Consider the following 22,761-nt stretch of genomic DNA (forward strand, 5'->3'; position numbering starts at 1 on the left):
GAAACGTACTATAAATACTTTTGTTATTATGGGTATAGTATACACCTTTTATTCATACAATGTCAAAGCCAAAGCTAGCGCTCAAGCGGATTAATATCAACTTGTCCGAGATAGAACACGCGAAACTGCAAACCTATTGTCAATTAACCGGGCGCACGGCTACCGATGTTCTGCGAGAGTCGGTGCGCAAGCTCAAACTCCCCGCGATCGCGAGTCGGTAATTTCAGACCGAACGCCCACTCTGGGTGCATCGCCATTCCCTCGAGATTTGAGGGAGTTCATCCTGAGGAGACCGTCACTGTTGCTTGCCACCCATCGCAATCGAGAAGTCGGTCAGATCTCTTGACAAAACGGCTGCCAACCCCAAGTTCAGTCAGACATCAGAGAAGCGCACAAAAAGAAACAAGCACGCAAAGACCCCGAGTGAGTGGAACAAATATCCCCACTGTCGCTGGTGAGGGCGATCGAACCCACCAATATTCAACTGGGTTCGAATCTTCAAAAATGCGATCTTCCTCCAGGCCATATTAAGTTTTAGAAGTGTGGATTGCGGAAAGGTCGAGGGAAACTCGAGGGTTGGGAGATTTAGAAGACGGGGAGATGAAGGATCCCGAAAAATCCCATTCCCCGAAACCCCCGAGAGCGAACGAAGCCCCCAAAGCCTGCAAACCTCTATACTGGAAAGAGTTCTTGCGAAATCTCCCAACCCAATGCCGCTTTCGGAAAGGTTTACAGAAGCGCTCACCTATGCAACTCAACTCCACGCCCAGCAAATTCGCAAGGGATCGGGAGTGCCTTACGTGGCGCATTTGTTAGGGGTTGCCAGTACGGTTTTAGAGTATGGGGCCGATGAAGACGAGGCGATCGCTGCTTTGCTTCACGATGCCATCGAAGACCAGGGGGGCATCGGGACGCGAGAGGAAATTCGCCGCAGATTTGGCGATCGAGTCACAAAAATCGTGGAAGGCTGTACCGATGCTTACACCGATCCCAAACCCCCGTGGCGACCGCGAAAAGAAGCGTACATCGCCCGAATTCCCACCGCGTCCAAATCCGTGCGCTTGGTCGTCGCGGCTGATAAACTGTACAATGCCCGCTCGATATTAAAAGACTATCGAGTCCTGGGCGAGTCGCTGTGGGATCGCTTTACCGGACGCAAAGACGGAAGTCTCTGGTATTACCGAAGCGTTGTCGAAACTCTGCGCGCTGTCGAATCTAACCCCCTGGTAGACGAACTCGATCGCGTGGTGTCTCAAGTTGAAGGATTGACCGAGGAACGAGCGCCTTCCCCCAACGGTTAATTCGATCGGCATCCCGTTTGAAATCGGTAAATTTTCTAAATTTTCCCGCCCACTCGGCGCCATCTGTGCGACCGAATCTTTTTCATGGGGAAATACACTACATATAGGATTATTAAGACTTTTTTTGTAGCGTTAAACACTACCCATAGAGCTTAACCTTGTCGTAAACTGGTCAGAGTCAGAATCTATTCATCCACAGAAGCACCGAATATGTCACCGACCCTATCGATCGCTGCTAGTGCTACCAATCAGACAAAAATACAGGTGATTCGCCGGGATGGTTCCCCCACCTCCCTAGATATCTCTCGTATTCGCGCGGTGGTTGAATGGGCCTGTGCGGGTTTAGAGGCTAATCCCATCACCCTCGAAGCCGGACTGACCACCCGCTTGCGCAATGGGGTGACGACCCGCGAAATTCAGGAAAACTTGATTAACTGCGCCCTGGAGATGTGCAGCCCCACGGAACCCGACTGGCGCTACGTGGCCGGACGGTTGCATATTTGGAATCTGTGGAAAGATACCCAAGTGATGCGCGGATGTCGGGGGGCAAGTATTGCGGGAACGAATTTATATCAAGATTACGCCCGAGAAGCGATCGCCAAAGTGCGATCGGGTCAGTATAACGATCGCCTCCTCACCTACACCGTCGCCGAACTCGAAGAAGCAGCTTCGTGGATCGACCCCAACTGGGATATCGACTACGACTACGCCGGGGCAGTACTCCTCACCAAACGCTATCTGCTTGCCAACGAACTTCCGCAGGAAGCCTTACTCACTTGTGCCCTGCTGCTGGCCTCCGTTGAAACTCCCGAGAACCGCCTCATTTGGGCGCGTCGATTTTACGAAGCGATCGCCCGCCGCAAAATCTCGCTGGCCACGCCGATTCTCGCCAATTTGAGAATTCCCAAGGGTTCCCTGTCGTCCTGTTTTATCTGCGCCATGGACGACAATTTAGAGAGTATTTTTGAAACCATTACCGATACCGCCCGGATTTCTAAAAATGGCGGCGGAGTTGGGGTGAACGTGAGCCGGATTCGCGCCACGGGAAGCTGGGTGATGGGGAAAGATAATGCCTCCGGGGGCGTGATTCCCTGGATTAAACTCCTCAACGATACGGCCATTGCCGTCAACCAGGGAGGTCGTCGCGCCGGGGCCGTTACCGTCAGTTTGGATATTTGGCATCTGGACGTACCGGAGTTTTTGGAATGCCAAACAGAAAACGGCGACAGGCGGCGCAAGGCTTACGATATTTTCCCCCAACTGGTGATTAGCGATGAGTTCATGCGGCGAGTGGTGGCACAAGAAGAGTGGACTTTCGTCGATCCCTATGAAGTGCGGGTTAAATTTGGTGTAGAACTTTCAGAACTCTGGGGGAAAAAGTTCGAGGAACTCTACCAAAAAATCGAGCGCAGTTTAGGGCAAGAGATTACCCTCTACAAGCGAGTTAGCGCCCGCGAACTGTTTAAAGAAATTATGCGATCGCAGGTGGAAACGGGGATGCCCTATCTGTGGTTTAAAGATACCTCCAACCGCGCCAATCCCAACCAACACGAAGGCTATATTCCTGGTGGGAATTTATGCGTGGCACCCGAAACCCGCATTCTCACCGATGCCGGTCAATTCCCAATCGCCGAACTCGAAGGAGAATGGGTCAACGTCTGGAACGGGTCGGAGTGGTCGAAGGTTCAAGTCCGGAAAACCGGCGAAAATCAACCCCTGCTGAAAGTCGTGTTGAGTAACGGTGAAGACCTTGAATGTACTTACTACCATCATTTTTGGGTACAGGATACTTATAAGTCACAACCGCGCCGGGTAGAAGCCAAAGACCTACAACCGGGAGACAAGCTGATTAAATATCGCTTGCCGTTGGTGCAGTCTCCCGAGGATGTCGATTTCCCCTATTCCTACACTGCCGGTTTCTTCTGCGGCGATGGCAGTCATTCCGCCGAAGGACTCCCGGAACTGGATTTGTATGGGGAGAAAAAAGCGTTACTCGATCGAATGGCCGTCCGCAACAAACGGTGGGGAAGCCAATGGGGATCGAAGGAACTCGAACAGCTTGCCGTCTACCACGATGAAAAACAAGATCGCGTGGTTTGTAAATTGCCTCTGGATATTCCGGCGAAATTCACCGTTCCTCTCAACGGCTATACCGTGAAGTCTCGCCTGGAATGGCTGGCGGGATTGCTCGATGCTGATGGATGCGTGTATCGCAACGGCAGCAACGAAGCGTTGGCGATCGTTTCCACGGGTAAAACCTTTCTACTTGACGTGCGGTTGATGCTGCAAACCCTCGGAGTCGAATCTAAAGTGGCTCAAGTGTTGGAGAGGGGTTACCAATCAATGCCCGATGGCAAAGGTGGAAAGAAAGACTACCTTTGTAAAGATGCCTATCGACTGACAATTTCATCCAACGGTTTATTCCAACTGGGACAACTGGGACTGCGCACCCACCGCCTGCAATGGAAAATCCGCCAGCCTCAACGGGAAGCGAGTCAATTTATTAAGGTTCGAGAAATCGAACTCACTTGTCGTAAGGACGATACCTATTGCTTCACCGAACCCCTGCGCAACTTGGGGATGTTTAACGGTATTTTAACCGGGCAATGTCAGGAATCTTGGTCTAATGTCACCCCTCATAAATTCGCCCATACCTGTAATTTAGACTCTCTCAATTTAGCGAATTTAGATGTTTCAGAATTGCCGCAAGTTTGCGAAACGGCGGTGCGAATTTTGGATAACACCATCGACTTAACCGCACCGCCCTTTGAAGCTAGCGCCGCCCATAACGATCGCTATCGGACGATTGGCGTGGGGGCGATGGGATTAGCAGATTGGTTGGCGAAACATCGCATTTCCTACAGTGATTTAGAGGCGATCGATAATCTGTTTGAAGAAATCGGCTATCATTGCACTCGTGCGTCTGTAAATTTAGCGAAAGAGCGCGGTGCGTATCCGGCATTTGCGGGAAGTGAATGGAGTAAAGGGCATTTAATTGGGGCGAAACCCGTCGAGTGGTTTTTAGAAAATACCCAGGAAAAAGAGCGCTGGCAAACTTTAAGCGATGATGTCAAACAATACGGGATTAGAAACTCTCATATTACGGCGATCGCACCTAATACATCCTCTTCTTTAGTTCAAGGATGTACTGCTAGTATTTTGCCCGTGTACAGTCGCTTTTTCTACGACAAATGGGCAAAAGGAACGGTTCCCATCGCCCCGCCATTTATTCGCGATAGCTTCTGGTTCTACCCCGAAAATAAAACCATCGACCAAAAAATTGTGATTAAAGCCGTTGCCAAAATGCAACAGTGGATCGATACGGGCATTTCCATGGAATTATTGTTTAATCTCAATCAAGGAGTGTATTTTCCCGAAGACCCCGAGCGCGCGATTAAAGCCAAGGATATCTACGAAACATTGGTGTTGGCATGGCAAGAAGGTTGTAAGGCAATTTATTACATCCGCACCGTCCAGAAAGATGACTTTAAAGAGTCAAGTGAAGGCTGCGTTGCTTGCGCAAATTAAAGATACGTCAAAATGCACAAGCTGCATTCTAAAGCCGTAATTTCGAAAACCAAGATGGATTTCAAAATATATTGTTATGCATCTTGGTTAGATTTTGAGTAGACTAATAAAGAGTTGAGAAAAAACGATATTCGGAATTTACCTTCCGAACTTATAGTGCTTCGCGCTGGTATCATTAAACCCAAAAACGGGAAACGTTTATTTTCACAAGAGTTGAATTCAAAATTTTTCAATACACAGCTCGCGGACAGCTATAAATCCATCGATACTTCACCAACTCAAATATTTCGTCATCTTTTGTTCCCAATTGTTATCCATCACCCTCGAAGACTAAGACCATTTTTCTATGACTGTTAAAATGCCCGTCAATCCCATCTTTAATCCAGGTGGGGACGATCGCATCGAAACGCGATCGATTTGGTTTGGTGAAACCACCAATTTAATGCAACTCAACGACGTTCGCTATTCTTGGGCGATCGGACTCTACCAACAGATGCGGGAAAACTTTTGGATTCCCCAAAAACTCGATTTAACCCAAGATGTTACTGACTACTGGAATTTAACCCCAGAAGAACGGAATGCCTACGACGGAATTTTATCGTATCTAACCTTTTTAGATTCCGTACAAACCTGCAATATTCCTCACATTAAAAGTAGCATTACCGCACCGGAAGTTGCCCTGTGTATGGCCGAGCAAATTTCTCAGGAGGGAATGCACAACCAAAGCTATCAATACATTATCGAGACGGTGATTCCACCCGAGCGCCGACGAATTGTTTACGAGTTTTGGCGCACCGATAAAGTCCTGCACGATCGCTGTCAGTTTATCGCGGGTATCTATCAAAAATACGTCGATAATCCCACCCCCGAAAACTACTTTGTTTCCCTGCTCGCAGACTTTCTTTTAGAAGGAATGTACTTCTACAACGGGTTCATTTTCTTCTACAACCTCGCCTCGCGAATGTTGATGCCCGGAAGTGCGGATATTTTCAAAATGATTAACCGCGACGAACTCAGTCACGTTCGCCTCTTCCAAAAGCTAATTCCCGAAGCCATGGAAGTCTTTCCCCACTCCGTCGAGCAAATTTATGAAATGTTTGACGGTGCGGTGCAACACGAATGTCGGTGGACGAATCATATCGTTGGGGATAACATTCTCGGAATTACCGAAGCCAGCACCGAGCATTACACCAAATATCTAGCGAATATGCGGTTGAGATCGATCGGTTTAGAACCCCTCTATGCCGATAAAAAATATCAAAAGAGTCCCTACACTCATCTCGAACGCTTCTCCGATACCAAAGCCCAGGCACATACGAAAGCGAATTTCTTTGAAGCCAGCGTCACCAGTTACGTGATGTCTTCTGGCGTGGGAGGCTGGGACGAAATTTAACACTTGTCAAGGGGTGTGGGGTGTGGGGTGTGGGGTGTAGGAGATGAGGCGTCGGTGAAATATTAAGGAAATCGCTCGTTTGTCAAGCTCCAGATTTAGGGTTATTACTCGATCGACTATTGAGATCTGGACGGTTTCCGATGACGGAGCCGACCCTTATATCCCACACTCTACACCCGCGCACTATTCCCCGTTCCCCATTCCCCGTTCCCCTTGAATTGCGGCACACAAGCAAAACCGCCTCACCAATGCCTAATGACTTTCCCCAAATTCGATCGCCACAGTTACCTCGACCTCTTCACTAAACGATACAATCTCTCGGGCGCTGCCGCGATTCACTGCGATTTCCACCCAACCGTGACTTCCCACTAAAGCGAGGAGTTCTCCCGGTTGTCCCTGGCTGTAGGTACGAACGCCTCGAATTTTTCGATCGCCCATCGTCACGGAGAATGCTTTTGCGATCGCCCACTCGCCGGGAATATTCGTCACTAAATTGCCAAAGCGATCGCAGTATTGTATTCCCCCAAATGCATGGTTATCCTTTTTAGTCAACTTCGGTAAAGAAAGTTGTACTAAACTTTGGGGATCGATGGGGGTTCCCAGGGCCTGCAAACTCACCCCAGTTGCCAGATGCGCGCCAACGGGCGCAAAAATATCGCGACCGTGAAACGTGGTGCTGGGGGTGGGGGTACGCCAGTATCGAGGCTGGGTCAGTTCCACCGCAGCGATCGCCTCACTCTGACTCAACACGCCGCCGAACAGACCATTATCGGGTCCGACGAGAAACCCTCCGGCAAACTCGATCGCCACCGCTCGTCGGGAGCTACCCACACCCGGATCGACCACTGCCACGTGTACCGTACCGACGGGAAAATAAGCCCATGCACTCATCAAGCAAAACCGAGCCGCTCGCAGATTTTGCGGCGGAATCTCGTGGGTGAGATCGATTGCAGTTAAGCTTCGATCGATACAAGCGATCGTCCCTTTAATGACCCCCACATAGATATCGCTCGATCCAAAATCTGTTAGAAGAGTTATTAATCGACGTTCGGCCATGGGTGATATCGTGATAAAAAGTTCAGTGCGCTAGAGGGAACGCGAAGTGAAATTCGGTCAATGGCTTGGCTTAATTATCTTAATCGTTGCTCTCTATATTTTGTGGCAGATTCGCCAATTGCTGCTGCTAATTTTTGCGGCCGTCGTTTTAGCCACCGCATTGAATCGATTAGTTCGCCTCTTGCAAAGACGGGGATTGAAGCGATCGCTTGCCGTCGCAGCCACCCTCAGTTTGAGCCTATTGCTTGGGATTCTGTTCTTCTTTCTTATCGTTCCCCCCTTTATCGAACAGTTTCAAAAATTAATCGAGTTAATTCCCGATGTCTTCTTGCGAATGCGAGAAGAACTCGAAGTCTTTGAAAATCTCCTGCGAGATACGTTACCCCGTCCGCTACCGGACCCCCCGGATATTGGCGAGTTAATCGCCCAACTACAACCGGTGGGAACCGAACTGATCGTCAGGTTTGTGGCTTTTTTCCAAAACTCCCTCACCATCGCCCTCCAACTGCTGCTGGTGTTCGTTCTGACGCTGATGATGCTCGCCGATCCCCAAGGCTATCGACAGGCGCTCATTCATCTATTTCCCTCCTTCTACCGGCGGCGTGCCGATGAGATCCTCAACAAATGCGAGGTGGCTTTGGGTAATTGGTTGGCGGGTATCGTCCTCAATTCCCTCTTTATCGGTACCCTCAGCGGCATCGGACTGGCAATTCTTAACGTTCAATTCGTGCTCACCCATGCCTTACTTGCTGGGGTACTCAACTTCATTCCGAATATCGGTCCGGCCTTGAGCGTCGTCTTTCCGATTATGATTGCTCTGCTCGATTCGCCGTGGAAGATTTTGGCCGTTTTGATTTGGTATGTCATCATCCAAAATATCGAGAGCTATTGGCTGACTCCCACGGTGATGGCAAAACAGGTTTCCCTTCTACCAGCGGTGACCCTGGTCGCTCAAATTTTCTTTACAACCGCCTTTGGGATTGTTGGCTTGTTGCTGGCACTTCCCCTAACGGTCGTCGCAAAAACCTGGATCGAAGAGGTGCTCTTTAAAGATATTTTGGATATCTGGGGCCGCGAGGACAATCTCGCACTCGATGTATTCCCCGAATTTATCCTGGAACCGGAAGTTGGGGAGACGGGAGCTTCAGGAGCTGGGAAAGAGTAAATGGACAATTAATAGATCTCTTGGGTAATCAGCCCGCAAAACCTTGATTTGAGCGACTTGGGTAAAAAACCTACGGGTCTGTCAATTAATGGTTGATGTGTAAAAAACGTCAGTTTTGGATAAGACTGTTTCCGCTGAGGGCGGGGAATGGGGAATGGGGAATCGGGAATCGGGATGAAGTACTTTGCTCCCCAGCAACCAGATGTAGCCAGTGCGATCGCTTCGCTCATCAAGAGGCTTGCCAACCGCCCGAATCTCACCCAGAGTCGGCATCCCGTCGACGTCACGGTAGCAAAACTGACGTTAAAAAATATCCATAAAATCAAAAGTGTCCCCACACCCCACACCCCACCCTGAGCGGAAACCTTAATTGTCACGAATTATCCAAACTCGATCGAACTCGATCGCGACCTTGGGCTTTGGCTGCGTAGAGGGCGCGATCGGCATCATCGATGAGGGTGCTCGGAAGTCCCTTGGGGCTGGGAATTTGGCTGCTTGCTCCGATACTGAGGGTTAGAGATCGACCGATCGGGGAACCGGAGTGGACGATCGCTAATTTGCGGATTTCCTCCTGAATGCGGTGCGCCACGCAAATGCCCCCGTCTAAAGTGGTATTGGGCAGGAGAACGGCAAACTCTTCTCCACCGTAACGGGCCACGACATCCCCCGGACGCTTGACGCTGCGACGCAGAGCCGTTGAGACCTGTGTCAAACAGAGATCTCCAGCGGGATGACCGTAGGTATCGTTGTAGAGCTTGAAGTAGTCGATATCGATCAGCAGCAATACCAAAGGGACTTTTTCTCGCGCGCATCGCCGCCACTCTTTCTCAAGGCGTTCGTCGAAGCAACGACGATTAGACACTTGGGTTAAACTGTCGAAACAGGCAAGATTTTCTAAGTGCTGGTTGATTTGCGTCAGGTTCACTTCTGCTTGCAAAGCCTCGGCGATCGCCTGTTGTAGTTGCAGATTTTGGGATTGGAGTTGTTGGGCTTGGGTTTGCAACTGATGCTGCCACCGTCGAACGCTCAAGTGATTTTCGATGCGCGCCACTACTTCAACCAATCGCAGGGGTTGGCGGAGGTAATCTGCACCCCCCGTCGCAAAAGCCCGAACAATTTCCGCCCCATCTTTCACCCGGCCGAGGAAAATAATGGGAATGTGGGCGGTTCGATCGCTGGCTTTGAGGACGGAACAGACTTCGTAACCATCCATATCTGGCATATGCACGTCGAGTAAGATGGCATCGGGTTCGACGGTGCGGGCAGCGGTTAATGCCATGTGCCCGCTGAGTGCCTGACAGACGCGGTATCCCTGAGCTTCAAGCAAGGTGGATAAAATTTCAACGTTGGTGGGTCGATCGTCTACCACCAAAACAACTTTTGTCGGTTCCATCCAATGGGATCGCAATAAAATTTTTTCGTCAAGATTGTTAGTGTTTGGGGTTGGATAGCGCTGCAAAACGTCCAACCCATCAAAGCTACGATGCACCCCAATTTTAGACAGGGGTTCCGATGGCAAGATCGAACCCAACCTAGATCTATGTCACCCCGAACGCCCAACCCGAAAAAAAACACTGACATCCAAAGGCGATCGAGAACTCTCTGGTTCGGATCGATCGTCCGACACAACGTCAGTTTTGAATTGGTTCAAACCCATACTTTTTCGTTCCCGAAAAATGGACGAAAACTGGATTTTTTCCTTGAAACCGTCTCAATTTTGCTTGAGGGCAAAATCGACGTTACATAAAATAGCCTACAGCCAATTTCCCACCAACACAAACGGGGCCCACAAGCGGGGATTGCGATAGGTTTCTTCTGCCAAAAAAGACTGCTGTACCTGGCGCAGGGCTTCGGATTTGGTTTCCCGATTTTCCAGCAACCGGACGTAAAACCGACCCATAAATTCTGCGGTGGAGGCATCATCCACCACCCACAGAGTTGCCAAGGTACTGCGCGCCCCAGAACGGACGGCAACCCCAGCTAATCCCAAGGCGGCCCGATCGTCTCCCGTAGCGGTTTGGCAGGCACTTAAAACTAATAGTTCGATCGCGGCTTTTTTGCGTTCGTCTTGGTTTTGTAGAAGACGGTTGAGTTGGGAAATATCGAGGCGATCGAGCCAATCTAAAATAAAGGTTTCATCGAGAGTCGATCCGAATTGTCCGTGGGTGGCCAGGTGAACGATTTCCGAGGCTTCTAAATTGAGTTCGGTTTGTAGTTTTTCGCGGGTAAAGCGAGCGTTTCTCAAAACCCGATCGCGTTCGATAGAACTTGCTAATTGATTGAGTTCGGTGCCAACATATCTCAGGGTTCTCCAAGTTCCCGGATCTACTGTGGAATAACTGGGAGCCTTTTCGCTAATCCCAGCTAAAACGGCTCGCTGCGTCACTTGTTGAAAGGGTTTGGGGTCGAGTAGTTGCAAACCGGGAGCAAAGGCGACGGCGTAGTCTTTTTCGATTAAATATTGCTGACCGTCGTGGAGGGCGGCAATGGGGACGCTGCGCAATACGCCATCTAAGACGAATACCAAAGTTTGAAGCGATCGCGTCGTTGCAAGTTCGGCGAGTTTGGCTTCAGCTTCCGGGGGAAAGAGCCATTGATAAATTTGTTGGGCGTAGACTAAATGCCCGTCAGTATTATGTCGATACTCGATGTTGTCTTGTAGTTCTCGAACGGTGTTTTTGAAGTTTTCGGGTAAATCAGTTTTATAGTTAAATAGCGGTTCTTCCGGCGAACCGAGGATAATGTGAAGCTTATCTTTCAAAACAATGGAATAAAAAACAGCGGCAGTTGGATCGATTTCATCGATCTTTTTGGGTTCCCCTTGCAAGCACGCTTCCCGGAAAAAGTTATCGAGTTCCGCCAGTTGTAAATCCTCGATCGCTAACCGGGCTGATTCTAAATTTTTCTGGCTCGGATGCTCGAAGAGTAACTCCACAAATTGGCGGTAAACTGGTTCGACTTCATCGCGAAAGTTGTACTGAATATCTGGGTTGAGGGCCACTAAATCCCGGCGCAGGGTGGCAAGGGTTTTCACCGCTTCCGAGTAGGCCGAGATCGCCCCAGCATCTTTTGGATCGGCTTGCTGTTGCTTGAGAACGCGCCCCAACTGCCACTGCCACTGATAGGCAATTTCCCCGGCGTTGAGGGCTTGCGCGAGTTGGAGGGCTTTTTGGGTCGAGCGTTCGGCTTTGCCCCAGTCTTGTTGGGATTCGTAGATTTGCCCGAGGGTTCCCGCCCCGTAGGATTGGGCGATCGCATCGGCGATCGACTCCGCATCAGCAATGGCGCGATCGAGTTGGGGTATTGCTTCCCCCACAGAATCTCCACACGCAAGCTGTTTTGCATACTTCACCCGTGCGAAGATACTCGCTCGACTCGCAGCCAATTGCGACAGTTGCGCCTCGATATCCAGTGCGGAAGTTCCATCGGGTTGGATTTCCCGGAGATTTAGGGCGGCTTGCAATCGGACGATTGGCGATGGCGAGGCTGCGGCTTGTTGGTAATCGGCGACGGCTTCCGGATTCTGGGTGGGGCGATCGCAGCGCCAGGGTGCAGTTGTATAATCGCGATCGACTCTTTCTTGTAGGCGATCTCCCGCAGCCCGCGCCGTATTCCCCAAACTTAGATAGACGGCACTTCGGGTTTGAGGGGTTTTTGCCAATGCCAAACTCTTATCGAGGACTCGTTGAGATTGGGTGAGTTTCCCCGTCAGGCGAAACGTATTACCTAGAATTCGCAAACCCGCCCCTTGTAAAGACTCCGGCTGGTTCTCGAAGGCGGCTAGAACTCGATCGAGCGTCGGTTCGTCTGCGATTTCGGCGCAGGTTAACTCCTCAATCCCGAAGCCTCGCAACACGATTTCACAAGAACGACGGTACAACCCCAAGGATTCCAGGGCTTGAGCTTGGTTGATTTGAGTCCCGAGGCGGCCCGAGGCATATTCGAGGCGATCGTACAGGGTTTGGGCTTCGAGCCAGGTTTCCAGGGCTGCTTCCCCCCGTCCTAGGGCTAATTGCAACTGTCCCTGGGTTCCCAGAACCTGGGCGCGCAGTTGGGTGGTGGTGTCGTCGCGATCGGTTTCCGGTAGTAGGGAGAGGCTGGTGGCGATCGCCCGTTCTGCATCCTCCCACTGCCCCAGTTCCTGGTATGCCAAACTCAGATAGTTCGATGCAAGCGATCGATTCAGGGGTTTCCCCTGCCGTTCGTAAGCTGCCGCAGCTTGTTGCAATAGTGACGCGGCATCGACAAATCGTCCGGCTTGGTAGTTCTCCCGTCCCTGTTGGATGAGGGTCGCGGGTTCGACGGCCGAAACCGGGGCTGGCGGTGCAGAGAAGGCAGGGATTGCCAGGGCGATCGATAGTCCTAAAATGACTAGTATGAAGTAGCGAAAAATGCGGTTCATATCAAATCCGGATAGTTTCCCACGTGCGGTGCGTCCTGCCTCCCCTGCTTCCCCTACCCATTCAGGCAAACCAGCTTCAGCTTCGGCAATTCGTTCTACCGCCCAGGCTAAAATCTTTCCTTGAGCGTTCTACTCAAAGATTCTGGGTGTATTGTACTCGGTTGGATTCGATCGCGATGAATCCAGAGGAAATTCGTTTTTGACCCAACGCGATCGCTTCAGGTTAGATTCAGGGTTCGCGATGGGGGAGGAGCGATCGACATTCGATCGGCACTCGTCCCGATTGATGGGGGGTTGTCGTGATGGGATTGGCTGTCAGCACCACCTGACCGCTTTCGTTGACATACCACCCTTGGGCTTCTACGAGGCGATCGCCCTGAAGTCTCGTTTCCACTGGAGTTGTCGCCGTAGTCGGAGTTTCCGGGATTTCGGTGAGGCTCCAATCTTGCCAGACGGTGGTGGGACTGGCGGGGTCGCTGGGTTGGGGTGGAATCCCTCCCCGTCCGGTGTAGATAAATTCGCTCTCCCGTCGTTGGGAGCAAAAATCGGTTCCCAGCAGGCTGGCGGCATCGATAGTATCGAGATCGGGAATTTCTGCGGGGTCGGGATCGAGTTCCCCTTCAATGACGAGTTCTCCTTCGGCGTTGATGAGGCTGTCGGGAGATTGAAGTAAAACCAACGAGCCATTTTCCCCATCAATGGGACTGAAGCGGATGTTACTGCCTCCTTGGGGGTCGGTGGAACTGGTGATAATTTGGCTATTGTCGAGGAGGACGAGGGTTTCGGCACCGATGGCGATGTTGCCGTCTAGGGTAGGGTCGCTGCCGCGTCCGGAGGCGGTAATCAGACCTTGGCGCAGGCGGATATCTCGGGCGCGAATGTCGATGTTGCCCCCCTGTCCGGTAGAGGAGAGTGCATCGAGCAAACCGCCATTTTCTAGGCGTACGTCGTCGGCTGTAATGTGAATACTACCGGGATTTCCCAAAGGTTCGGCAATCTCCGCGCCTTCCAAGTCAAAAGATGCTAGCTCTTCGAGGGTCAGTACGCGACTGCTTACAGATATCTCTGCTTCATCGGCAACGCGCAACTCTCCAGTTTCAACGGTAACATTACCGCCATTACCCCGACTGCGGGTTAAGGCCAATAAACTGCTAGGCAATCCATCGGGAGTTAAGCCAATCAGTTCTACAGACTCAGTGGCGTTGACTGTTACTGTGCCTGCGGAACCCGAACCAAATGAGCTCGCCACAATAACTCCTCCATCACGAAGTTTCAATTGCTCTGTGGAAATGATAATTTCTCCGCCATTTCCTCCTCCAAAGGTAGAAACAATCAAGAAACTCGCATCATCTTCAAAATTACCGCTGAGTTCGACGGACTCAGTCGCATTAACAGTCAACGTTCCCCCCTGACCGTCCCCTTGCGTCTGTAATGATACGATCGCCCCATCGCGAACGCTCAACCTTCTAGTAAAAATATCGATTTGTCCACCATTGCCAGATCCTGAAGTGCCGACAAGCAGACCGCTGAAACTCGTTTGAATGTTCGTAAAAACGCTCTGTCCCGATTCCGTTTCTCGGACGATCGTTATTTCATCGGGAATTGCAGCCGCGCCAACAACTTCAACGGACTCCGTTGCATTGACCGTTAGCCTACCACCTTTTCCCGAGCCGTTCGTGTTAGCAAATATATTTGCTCCATCCCTGACATCCAACCGCCCCGTGTTAATTACGATTTCTCCTGCATCTCCTTCACCAAAAGTAGCAACATTGAAACCGCTCGGAAATGTTGCAGTACTCTGGAATAATTCAGTTTCATTCAACTGAGTTTCTATGGTTTGAGGAACGGCAGTTGTGCCGATAAGTTCGACGGACTCTGTTGCATTAACTCTCAGCGTTCCACTGCGTCCTCCGGCTTCCTGATTTACGGAATTCAAGAGTATCTGGGCACCATTTTGGAGCAACAACCGTCCGGTGTTAATCGTGATATCTCCCGCATCTCCCAACCCACTCGTATTCGCAAAAATATCACTTCCTGCCGTTCCATCGGGCGTTGTGCCTGTGAGTTCGACGGATTCGGTAGCATTTACCGTCAGTCTTCCACCGCGTCCGCCTGCCCCCTCATTCAGGGAATTCAGAGAGATATCAGCTCCATCTTGAAGCCGCAATCGCCTGGTGTTAATCACGATCTCCCCACCATCTCCGACTCCACCTGTCGCAGTCGTTAGGTTACTTGAAAGAGTTTGCGTGAAAACGATGGGTTCAGCTCCTGGCTGAAAAGTTGTGACCTCACGCGGTTGTGCTTCTACGCCGATGAGTTCGACGGATTCAGAAGCATTAACTCTCAGCGTACCCCCTCCTCCCTCGCCACTAGTTGTAACAGAAATATTAGCCCCATCTCGGACAATCAATCGCCCAGTGTTAATGTCGATGGTTCCCCCATCTCCGGTTCCAGATGTAAGGGAGGTTAAAGTACTGTTCAGCCTTGCCGAGATCGTGCCTGATTCGTCTTCAAGGACAGTCGGGACGGTAGCAGTCCCAAGAACTTCGACGGACTCACTGGCATTCACCGTCAGATTCCCACCTCCTCCTTCACCGTCGCTCGTGAGCGTTATCGTCGCGCCATCCCGAACAATCAATCGTCCTGTGTTGATGTCGAGAGTTCTTCCATCTCCGATGCCAGAAATAAGAGCAAAAACCCCACTGCCCAAGCTTCCATCAGGAGTTGTACCAATGAGTTCGACGGACTCTTTCGCATTGACCGTTAGCGCTCCACTGCTTCCCCCTTCTTCTTCATTCAGGGATGCCAAACTGATATAAGCTCCATCCTGGATTGTTAACTCTCCAGTGGTAACATTAATGATTCCTCCATCCCCCGACCCAGAGGTAAAACCCACTAAGCCACTTCTAAAACTCCCATCAGGAGTCGTTCCGATAAGTTCGACGGACTCTGTCGCATTGACGTTTAATATTCCCCCTTGAGCTGCACTAACAGTGGAAATAAAGATAACGCCTCCATCTCGAACGCTCAACTGTCCCGTGTCAATATTGATTTCTCCTGCATTTCCCATTCCAGATGTGTTAGCAGACACTCGACTTCCGGAGGTGCCATCAAAATTTGTACCGCTGAGTTCAACGGATTCGGCGGCATTGATAGTTAACGTTCCCGCGCGTCCACCAGCTTCTTGATTAAAGGAATCCAGGAAGATGTTGGCCCCATCCTGAAGCAGTAATTGACCGGTGTTGATGTGAACTTCTCCCGCATCCCCGATTCCCACCGTACTGACGGACACATCACTTCCAATAATTTCAACGGATTCACCCGCATCAACCGTTAGCGTGCCGCCACGTCCACCGACTCCTTCATCCAGTAGTGATTCGAGCAAGATGGTGGCTCCATCTCGAATGGTTAACTGCCCGGTGTCGATGTGAACTTCTCCCCCATCTCCCATTCCCAAAGTGCTGGCAAATACGCCGCTTCTAAAAATGCGATCGGGTGTTGTGGCTATCCCACTCAGTTCAACGGAATCAGTCGCATTGACATTGAACCTTCCAGCACGTCCGCCTGCTTCCGGATTCAGGGATTCCAGAAATATCCCGGCTCCATCGAGAACTCGCAACTGCCCCGTATTGATATTGATGTCTCCGCCATCTCCCGATCCCAAAGTTCTTGCAGACAACGCACTTATCGCCGTTCCATTCTCAGGATTTGTCACTGTGCCGCTGAGTTCGACAGATTCCGTCGCATTGACGCTCAGCACTCCCCCTTGACCTTCACCACGAGTTTCAATTGATATATTGGCTCCATCGAGGATGGTCAACTGTCCCGTATTAATGTCTACTTCCCCAGCATCACCCGACCCATCAGTTCTTACAGACAAAGCAGTCACCAACGATACATCGGGAAATGTGCCGCTGAGTTCGACAGATTCGGTTGCATTGACGCTGAGCGTTCCTCCTCGACCGGCACCTTGGGTTTCCGCCAAGATTGCACTTCCATCGTGCAGACTTAATCGATTCGCCCGAACTTGGACATCGCCACCACTCTCGCCACGGGTATCCACTCGAGCCTGTTGAGACAGGTTAATATTCTGAAAGTTCTCCACCCCTTCATATCCCAGGGCAAAACCCGATGCCATGGGAGTAAGGCTAACGGTACTATTGCCCCCAACACTCCCTAACTCCACTCGTCCGCTTTGGGCGGTCAAATTTCCGCCTTGTAGCGCAATCTCCCCGCCAACGAGTCCCAGGGTTTCACCCAAAGGCACTTGCAAACCGATAATGGATTCCTCGCCATCGATGGTTTGTGTGAATTGAGATTGGTTAACAATTCCCCCCGGATTCGCCCCAAACTGCAACCCGATAGGAACGTTCACCGTCAATAATGGCGGTGCATCGGGATTAGTGGCACTAAACTCGTAGCCATCTCGAAACAGAATCCCCCCAGCGTTACTGGCAAAGAACGAACCGCCCACATCTAACTGCGCCTCGGGTCCGAATACGATGCCGCTGGGATTGACTAAAAATAGGTTGGCATCACCAAGTATGCCTAACGTCCCGAAAATCTCAGAGGGATTGCCGCCGGTGACACGAGTGAGGATATTTTCGATCGCGACCGGATTGTCAAAAAATGCCTCTCGTCCCACATCGATATTGAATTCTTGAAAGCTGTGGAAGAGGTTTCCCCCGCGAATTGCGCCGCCATCAATGCGATCGCGCAATGCATCCAACGGCGTGACGATCGAACTTTCACTCCCTAACGTATCATCGGGAATGAGCTGCGCGATCGCCCGATTCTCACCAATCCCACTCCCTACTGCGATCGCCAATGCCGGAACCCACCATCCCAAAAGCGCGATCGATTTTCCGTTCACCCCTAAATATGTCACGATCTCTCCTAAACTGTCAGTTTTCTGAATGGACTCACATGAATCTGCAGTGGGGTAAATCATATGACAATTGCTGTCCGTCAGTTGTATCAACTTTTATGGTGTGGGTTATTAGGATTAACCCTCGCCCTGGGATTGCCGACATTGGCAACGGAATCGATCGCCCCAAATTCCGATATCCTCCAGTCCGCACGTCCCTACCCCTTACTCGAACAGGGAATCGATCGCTACGGTGGGGGTCAGTTTTTTGAGGCGGCGACGGCGTGGCAGCAGTCTGCGGCAGCGTTTGCCAATGCGGGTGATGGGTTGGGAGAGGCGCTGGCATTAAGCAATCTGTCCCTGGCGTACCAGCAGTTAGGACGGTGGGAAGAAGCCCGAAATGCGATCGAAACCAGTTTGAGTCGGTTGCAGGGGATGGATGCAACGGAGGGCGATCGGGCTGAGGTGTTGGCAAAAGCCCTCAATACCCACGGACGATGGTACTGGATGCGGGGGGATTTAGAAGCAGCGCGATCGCGTTGGCAGTCCGCAGCCCGGTATTATGTCGAAGCGGGAAATCCAAATGGGGCGGAGATCGCCCAAATCAATCAATCGAAAGCCATGCAAGCCCTGGGATTGAGCCGCCAAGCCGCCGACTTGTTGCAACAGATCGAGCAAAGTTTCCAGGAACGTCCCGACTCGGATTTGAAAGCGATCGGCTTGCGGAATTTGGGCAGTGCGTTGCGACAGGTGGGAGATTTGGCATCCTCCCGAGAAATTTTGACCCAAAGCTTGCAACTTGCCGAGGAACCCCAAACCCTCAATCTGGGTCGATTGGAGTTGGGCAATACCGAACGCGCCTTGGCTTCTCGGGCAATGGCACTGGGTAAAACCGATACCGCCCAAACCCACATCGCCGCTGCCCTGGAACTTTACCAACAAGCGGACGGACAACTCCAAGCACAACTCAATCGCCTCAGTTTGCTGGTGGAGATGGGGGAAATTTCAGAAGCATCCCCACTGTGGCGGACTCTCGGGACGGAAATCGCTCAATTACCTCCCAGTCGCAGCAGCGTCGAAGCGCAACTGAATTTTGCTCAAAGTTTGACTTGCCTGCATCCGGAACTCTCATCTCGGGCGAGTTTAGTCTGCGATCGGGCGGTAGAATCGAATGTAGATGCACCGACAGTGGACGATATTGCCCAAGTGGCGATCGCCGCAGTCGATCGAGCCAGAGAGTTGCGCGATGCCCGCGTTGAAGCCTACGCCGTCGGACAGTTGGGGTGGCTGTACGAACTGATGGGACAGCCAGAAGAGGCAAAAACCCTCACCCAGCAAGCCCTCCTCAAAGCCGACGAAATCCAAGCTGAGGATATTCGCTACCGGTGGGAATGGCAACTGGGACGGATTGCAACCCAACAGGGAAAACCCCTAGAGGCGATCGCTGCCTATCAAACTGCCACCACCACCCTCCAATCCGTGCGCCGGAATTTACTCAGCGTCGATCCCGAGGTGCAGTTTTCCTTTCGCGATCGGGTCGAACCCCTATATCGGGAGTTTGTCAGTTTGTTGCTGAAGGGAGAAAACGGATTGCCGCCGAGTGAGGAAAACTTGCAGCAAGCCATTCGCAGCGTGGATGCCCTCCAACTCGCCGAACTCGAAGACTTTCTCAGTTGCCGCTTGCAAGCCTTGGGAGAACTCGAACAAATTGAAGATCCCCATGCAGCAATTATCTACCCCATCCTCCTAGACGATCGCCTCGCCCTGATTCTACAGCGTCCGGGACAGCCCTTAGACTATCGAGAAACCGCCGTTTCCAGTGGCGAAGTGACCGCCACGTTGCGCGCCTTGCGACGGAATTTAACCGTTGCCGCCAACACCCCGGAAGTCCTCGAATCCGGGCAGAAAGCCTACACTTGGCTGGTTGCCCCCCTCGAACCGTTGCTGCAACAGGACGCCCAAATCGAAACCCTCGTTTTCGTCCTCGATGGGGTGTTGCGTAATATCCCGATGGCGGTTCTCCACGATGGCGAGGAGTATTTAATCGAAAAAGGCTACGGGATTGCTGTTGCGCCGCGACTCCAACTCTTCCGTCCCCAACCATCGCGGGGAGAATTGCTGGTGAATACCGGCGGCATCGGCATCCCCCAAACCATCGACGAGATTGTTTTTCCCCCGATCGATCGCATTGCTGAAGAAATCGATCGAGTGGCCGAACGGGTGAATATCGGGGAACCGCTATTAGATGAGGCGTTCACCACCGCCAACATCCAACAACAGCTCACACGCGATCGCTTTTCCGCCATCCACTGGAAAACCCACGGTGTCTTCAGTTCCGATCCCGAGGAAACCTACATTGTCGCCTACAACGAACGCATCCAAGCCCGCGATTTAAACGCCCTGATTCAAACGAGAGACGGCGGCAACCAACCTCTGGAACTGTTGGTACTCAGCGCCTGCGAAACTGCCAAAGGGGACGATCGCGCCGTCTTGGGTTTAGCGGGAATTGCCGCCCGTACGGGGGCTAGAAGCGTGGTTTCGACCCTGTGGACGGCGCGGGATGCCCCGAATACGGAATTGATGGCTCGATTTTACGCAGAACTGGCAAATGGCGCTACCAAAGCGCGGGCTTTGCAACGGGCGCAACTGGCATTGATGCGCGAATACGGGTACACCACCCCTCATATTTGGGGAACTTACGTTTTGGTGGGGAATTGGCTGTGAGCTGGGGAAAATGATGAATGATTCCCTTTTCTCCCGGCTTCCCCATCCCCTTATCGCCATATTCTGTCGGGTTCGGACAGTGAGTGCGAGCATCTTGCTCGTATTATGAGTATCTTGCTCGCGTTATGAGCATCTTGCTTGCGTTACACAACCCTCAAAATCGCAAGATATCCTAATTTAATTGAATACAGCTATATTCAAACCGATTGGAAACGATCTGAGTTCTTGGGGCGCAGCTGCCGAAACCTTCCGGAAAAGAGAAATGAAGTTCCGTGTAAATAGAGGATAGAACCGAGGGATATCGGTTGGATTTAGGTTTTGGTTGACGGGAAAAATCGATTTTTGAGAATACCTTATACCGGAGAGAGTGCAAGATGGTAGAACCGTTAACAATCGTTGCCTTTGCCTATGCCGGGGTGAAAGCCGTGGCGAATTCGGATACGGGGAAGAAGTTTATCGAGGGGATTATCGGGAAGGTTGCTGAGAATTTTACCGAAGAGAGCTTGAAGAAAATCGGGCAGTTGCGTCAGGCGATCTTCCGGAAACTGGGGGGGAATCCCGAAGCGAGACAAGCCCTCAAGCAAGTTGACGAAACAGGTTCGGAAGAGGCGATGCGCGATGTTGCCGACTATCTGAATATGGCGATGCGCAAGGATAAAACTTTCGCCCAGCAGGTGCAGCAACTGACCCAAGAGATTCAACAAACGGTCAATATCGATCGGATGCAGGGGGGCGAAGTTTGGAACGTGGTGGGAGAAGCCGAGAAAAATGTCTTCACCGATAACAAAGCGCCGATCGTGAAAGACAACACCGGAACCGTTCATATCACCTACGGTACGACTTCCCAGGATTGACTGAAGACGACGGGATCGGCACCGTCCAAGAGAAGCACCGCCCAAATGAAACTGCTGCAAGCTGTCGAGTTAGAAGTAGACGGACGTTTGAGGCAGTCGCTGCATAAAGCCGTGGGCTTATCTCTGGGGATGGAACGGCGAGATAGTGCTGTATCGCCACCGTGGGAGACGGTGTGGTATGCACCGGAGAAACCGCCACAGCCTTTGCCTGCCGGAATGCGGATTTCGGAAGTTTTCGAGGAAACCCAGCGGCAGTTGCTGATTTTAGGGGAACCGGGGTCGGGGAAAACGACGACGATGCTGGAGTTGGCGCGGGAATTGCTCGATGGGGCAAAGGCGGACGATGCTCAGCCGATTCCGGTATTGGTGAGTTTGTCGTCGTGGAAACAGCCAGAGGTGAGAATTTTTGACTGGCTGGTGGCGGAACTGAAGGACAAGTACGGACTGGGGCAGGATTTAGCAAAAAAGTGGCTACAAAGTGATGCGTTACTACCTCTGCTCGATGGGTTGGATGAAGTTGCCCCGGAACTCCAGCAAAAATGTGCTGAGGCAATCAATCTCTGGTTGACGGGGGATATCGAAAAACGGCCCGATGGAGTGTTGGTTTGCTGTCGGCGAGAGGAGTTTGAAACCATCGTTCGCCAGAAGCTGAGTTTGCAGGGAGCGATTTATTTACAACCCTTAACTGCGGCGCAGATTGAAGCGTATTTTTCCCAGTTCGGATTGCAAGATGTATGGCAGACGGTGGGGGAAGATACGGCGTTGCGGGAGGTGCTGGAAAAACCGCTATTTTTATCCATGTTTGGGTTGGTACAAGTTGAGGGAAAATTCGACCTGGCGACGTGGCAAAAACGGGACACGGGCGAAGGGAAAATTGAGTATTTGTTCGATATGTATTGGGATGCGGTGATGAGTCGAGAGTTGATTCTCGATCCGCATCAAAAGAACTTAGGTTGGTTGAGTCAGACTTATAAAACCAAGCCGTTGCCCCAGCACAAAGCCGTGCGGAGAACTTTGGTTTTTATCGCCAAAGGGATGATGCGCGACCCCAGTATCGGGACGGAGCTATTAATTGAGAAAATGCAGTTTTCATGGTTCCCAAAGAAGAAACAAAAAATTATTTCGGGTCTCCTTTGGGGTCTCCTTTGGGGTCTAATTGTGGGTCTGATTATGGGTCTGATTATGGGTCTAATTATCACTCTAACTTGGGGTTTATTTTGGGGTCTCTTTTTGTGTATCATTATGGGTCTAATTATGGGTCTAATTATGGGTCTAAATCCTGATAATCAAAAAATAAGAAATATCGAAAAAGCATCGACTTTTGTCGCAATAAGTAGGTAGGCGTGGAAAAGTGTAGGTATGTAAAGATAAGTAAAAGTGAAGTCAAAAATCGGAGGAGATGCTATTGGGTGCGCGATTAAGAGCATTGCTAAAACCCGAAGAAGAACGAACCCTCTATGAACTGCGCACA

At 51.3% G+C, this 22,761-nt stretch carries 13 protein-coding genes; 9 read left to right on the forward strand and 4 right to left on the reverse strand.

Annotated features, from left to right (window positions below; translation table 11 throughout):
- The first annotated feature begins 59 nt into the window (after positions 1–59).
- The 4 genes from AC2215_RS21925 (at position 60) to AC2215_RS21940 (ending at position 6,222) form a co-directional block, all read left to right on the forward strand.
- The gene (locus tag AC2215_RS21925) at positions 60–221 is read left to right on the forward strand and encodes a plasmid partition protein ParG (protein WP_486812143.1); all 162 of its coding nucleotides are present in this window, start codon (positions 60–62) and stop codon (positions 219–221) included.
- 489 nt (positions 222–710) lie between these two features.
- On the forward strand, positions 711–1,301 hold the full coding sequence (locus tag AC2215_RS21930) for an HD domain-containing protein (RefSeq protein WP_486812144.1): 591 nt from the start codon (positions 711–713) through the stop codon (positions 1,299–1,301).
- A gap of 210 nt (positions 1,302–1,511) precedes the next feature.
- Complete coding sequence (locus tag AC2215_RS21935) at positions 1,512–4,829, forward strand: ribonucleotide reductase N-terminal alpha domain-containing protein (RefSeq protein ID WP_486812145.1); 3,318 nt, start codon at positions 1,512–1,514, stop codon at positions 4,827–4,829.
- Between the two features lie 346 nt (positions 4,830–5,175).
- Positions 5,176–6,222, forward strand: a complete 1,047-nt coding sequence (locus AC2215_RS21940; protein ID WP_486812146.1) for a ribonucleotide-diphosphate reductase subunit beta — start codon at positions 5,176–5,178, stop codon at positions 6,220–6,222.
- Between the two features lie 252 nt (positions 6,223–6,474).
- On the opposite strand, the gene AC2215_RS21945 is transcribed toward AC2215_RS21940, so the two are convergent.
- Positions 6,475–7,278: an SAM hydrolase/SAM-dependent halogenase family protein gene (locus tag AC2215_RS21945; protein ID WP_486812147.1), complete on the reverse strand. Its 804-nt coding sequence runs from the start codon at positions 7,276–7,278 to the stop codon at positions 6,475–6,477.
- 46 nt (positions 7,279–7,324) lie between these two features.
- Between AC2215_RS21945 and AC2215_RS21950 the strand changes: the two genes are divergently transcribed.
- Both AC2215_RS21950 and AC2215_RS21955 read left to right on the forward strand, forming a co-directional pair.
- Entirely contained in the window at positions 7,325–8,443 is a 1,119-nt protein-coding gene (locus AC2215_RS21950; protein ID WP_486812148.1) for an AI-2E family transporter, read from the forward strand.
- A gap of 174 nt (positions 8,444–8,617) precedes the next feature.
- Positions 8,618–8,800 carry a hypothetical protein gene (locus AC2215_RS21955; protein ID WP_486812149.1) on the forward strand — a complete coding sequence of 61 codons (183 nt, stop codon included), beginning with the start codon at positions 8,618–8,620 and terminating at the stop codon, positions 8,798–8,800.
- A gap of 16 nt (positions 8,801–8,816) precedes the next feature.
- On the opposite strand, the gene AC2215_RS21960 is transcribed toward AC2215_RS21955, so the two are convergent.
- The 3 genes from AC2215_RS21960 to AC2215_RS21970 form a co-directional block, all read right to left on the reverse strand.
- The gene (locus AC2215_RS21960; protein WP_486812150.1) at positions 8,817–9,836 is read right to left on the reverse strand and encodes a GGDEF domain-containing response regulator; all 1,020 of its coding nucleotides are present in this window, start codon (positions 9,834–9,836) and stop codon (positions 8,817–8,819) included.
- 360 nt (positions 9,837–10,196) lie between these two features.
- Entirely contained in the window at positions 10,197–12,845 is a 2,649-nt protein-coding gene (locus tag AC2215_RS21965) for a CHAT domain-containing protein (protein WP_486812151.1), read from the reverse strand.
- Between the two features lie 229 nt (positions 12,846–13,074).
- On the reverse strand, positions 13,075–17,733 hold the full coding sequence (locus tag AC2215_RS21970) for a two-partner secretion domain-containing protein (RefSeq protein WP_486812152.1): 4,659 nt from the start codon (positions 17,731–17,733) through the stop codon (positions 13,075–13,077).
- A gap of 63 nt (positions 17,734–17,796) precedes the next feature.
- Between AC2215_RS21970 and AC2215_RS21975 the strand changes: the two genes are divergently transcribed.
- From AC2215_RS21975 to AC2215_RS21985, 3 genes are all read left to right on the forward strand, one after another.
- Entirely contained in the window at positions 17,797–20,436 is a 2,640-nt protein-coding gene (locus AC2215_RS21975) for a CHAT domain-containing protein (protein ID WP_486812153.1), read from the forward strand.
- A gap of 374 nt (positions 20,437–20,810) precedes the next feature.
- Entirely contained in the window at positions 20,811–21,290 is a 480-nt protein-coding gene (locus AC2215_RS21980; RefSeq protein ID WP_486812154.1) for a hypothetical protein, read from the forward strand.
- 45 nt (positions 21,291–21,335) lie between these two features.
- Entirely contained in the window at positions 21,336–22,631 is a 1,296-nt protein-coding gene (locus AC2215_RS21985; RefSeq protein ID WP_486812155.1) for an NACHT domain-containing protein, read from the forward strand.
- Positions 22,632–22,761 lie beyond the last annotated feature (130 nt).

This window comes from Zarconia sp. (assembly GCF_057467645.1).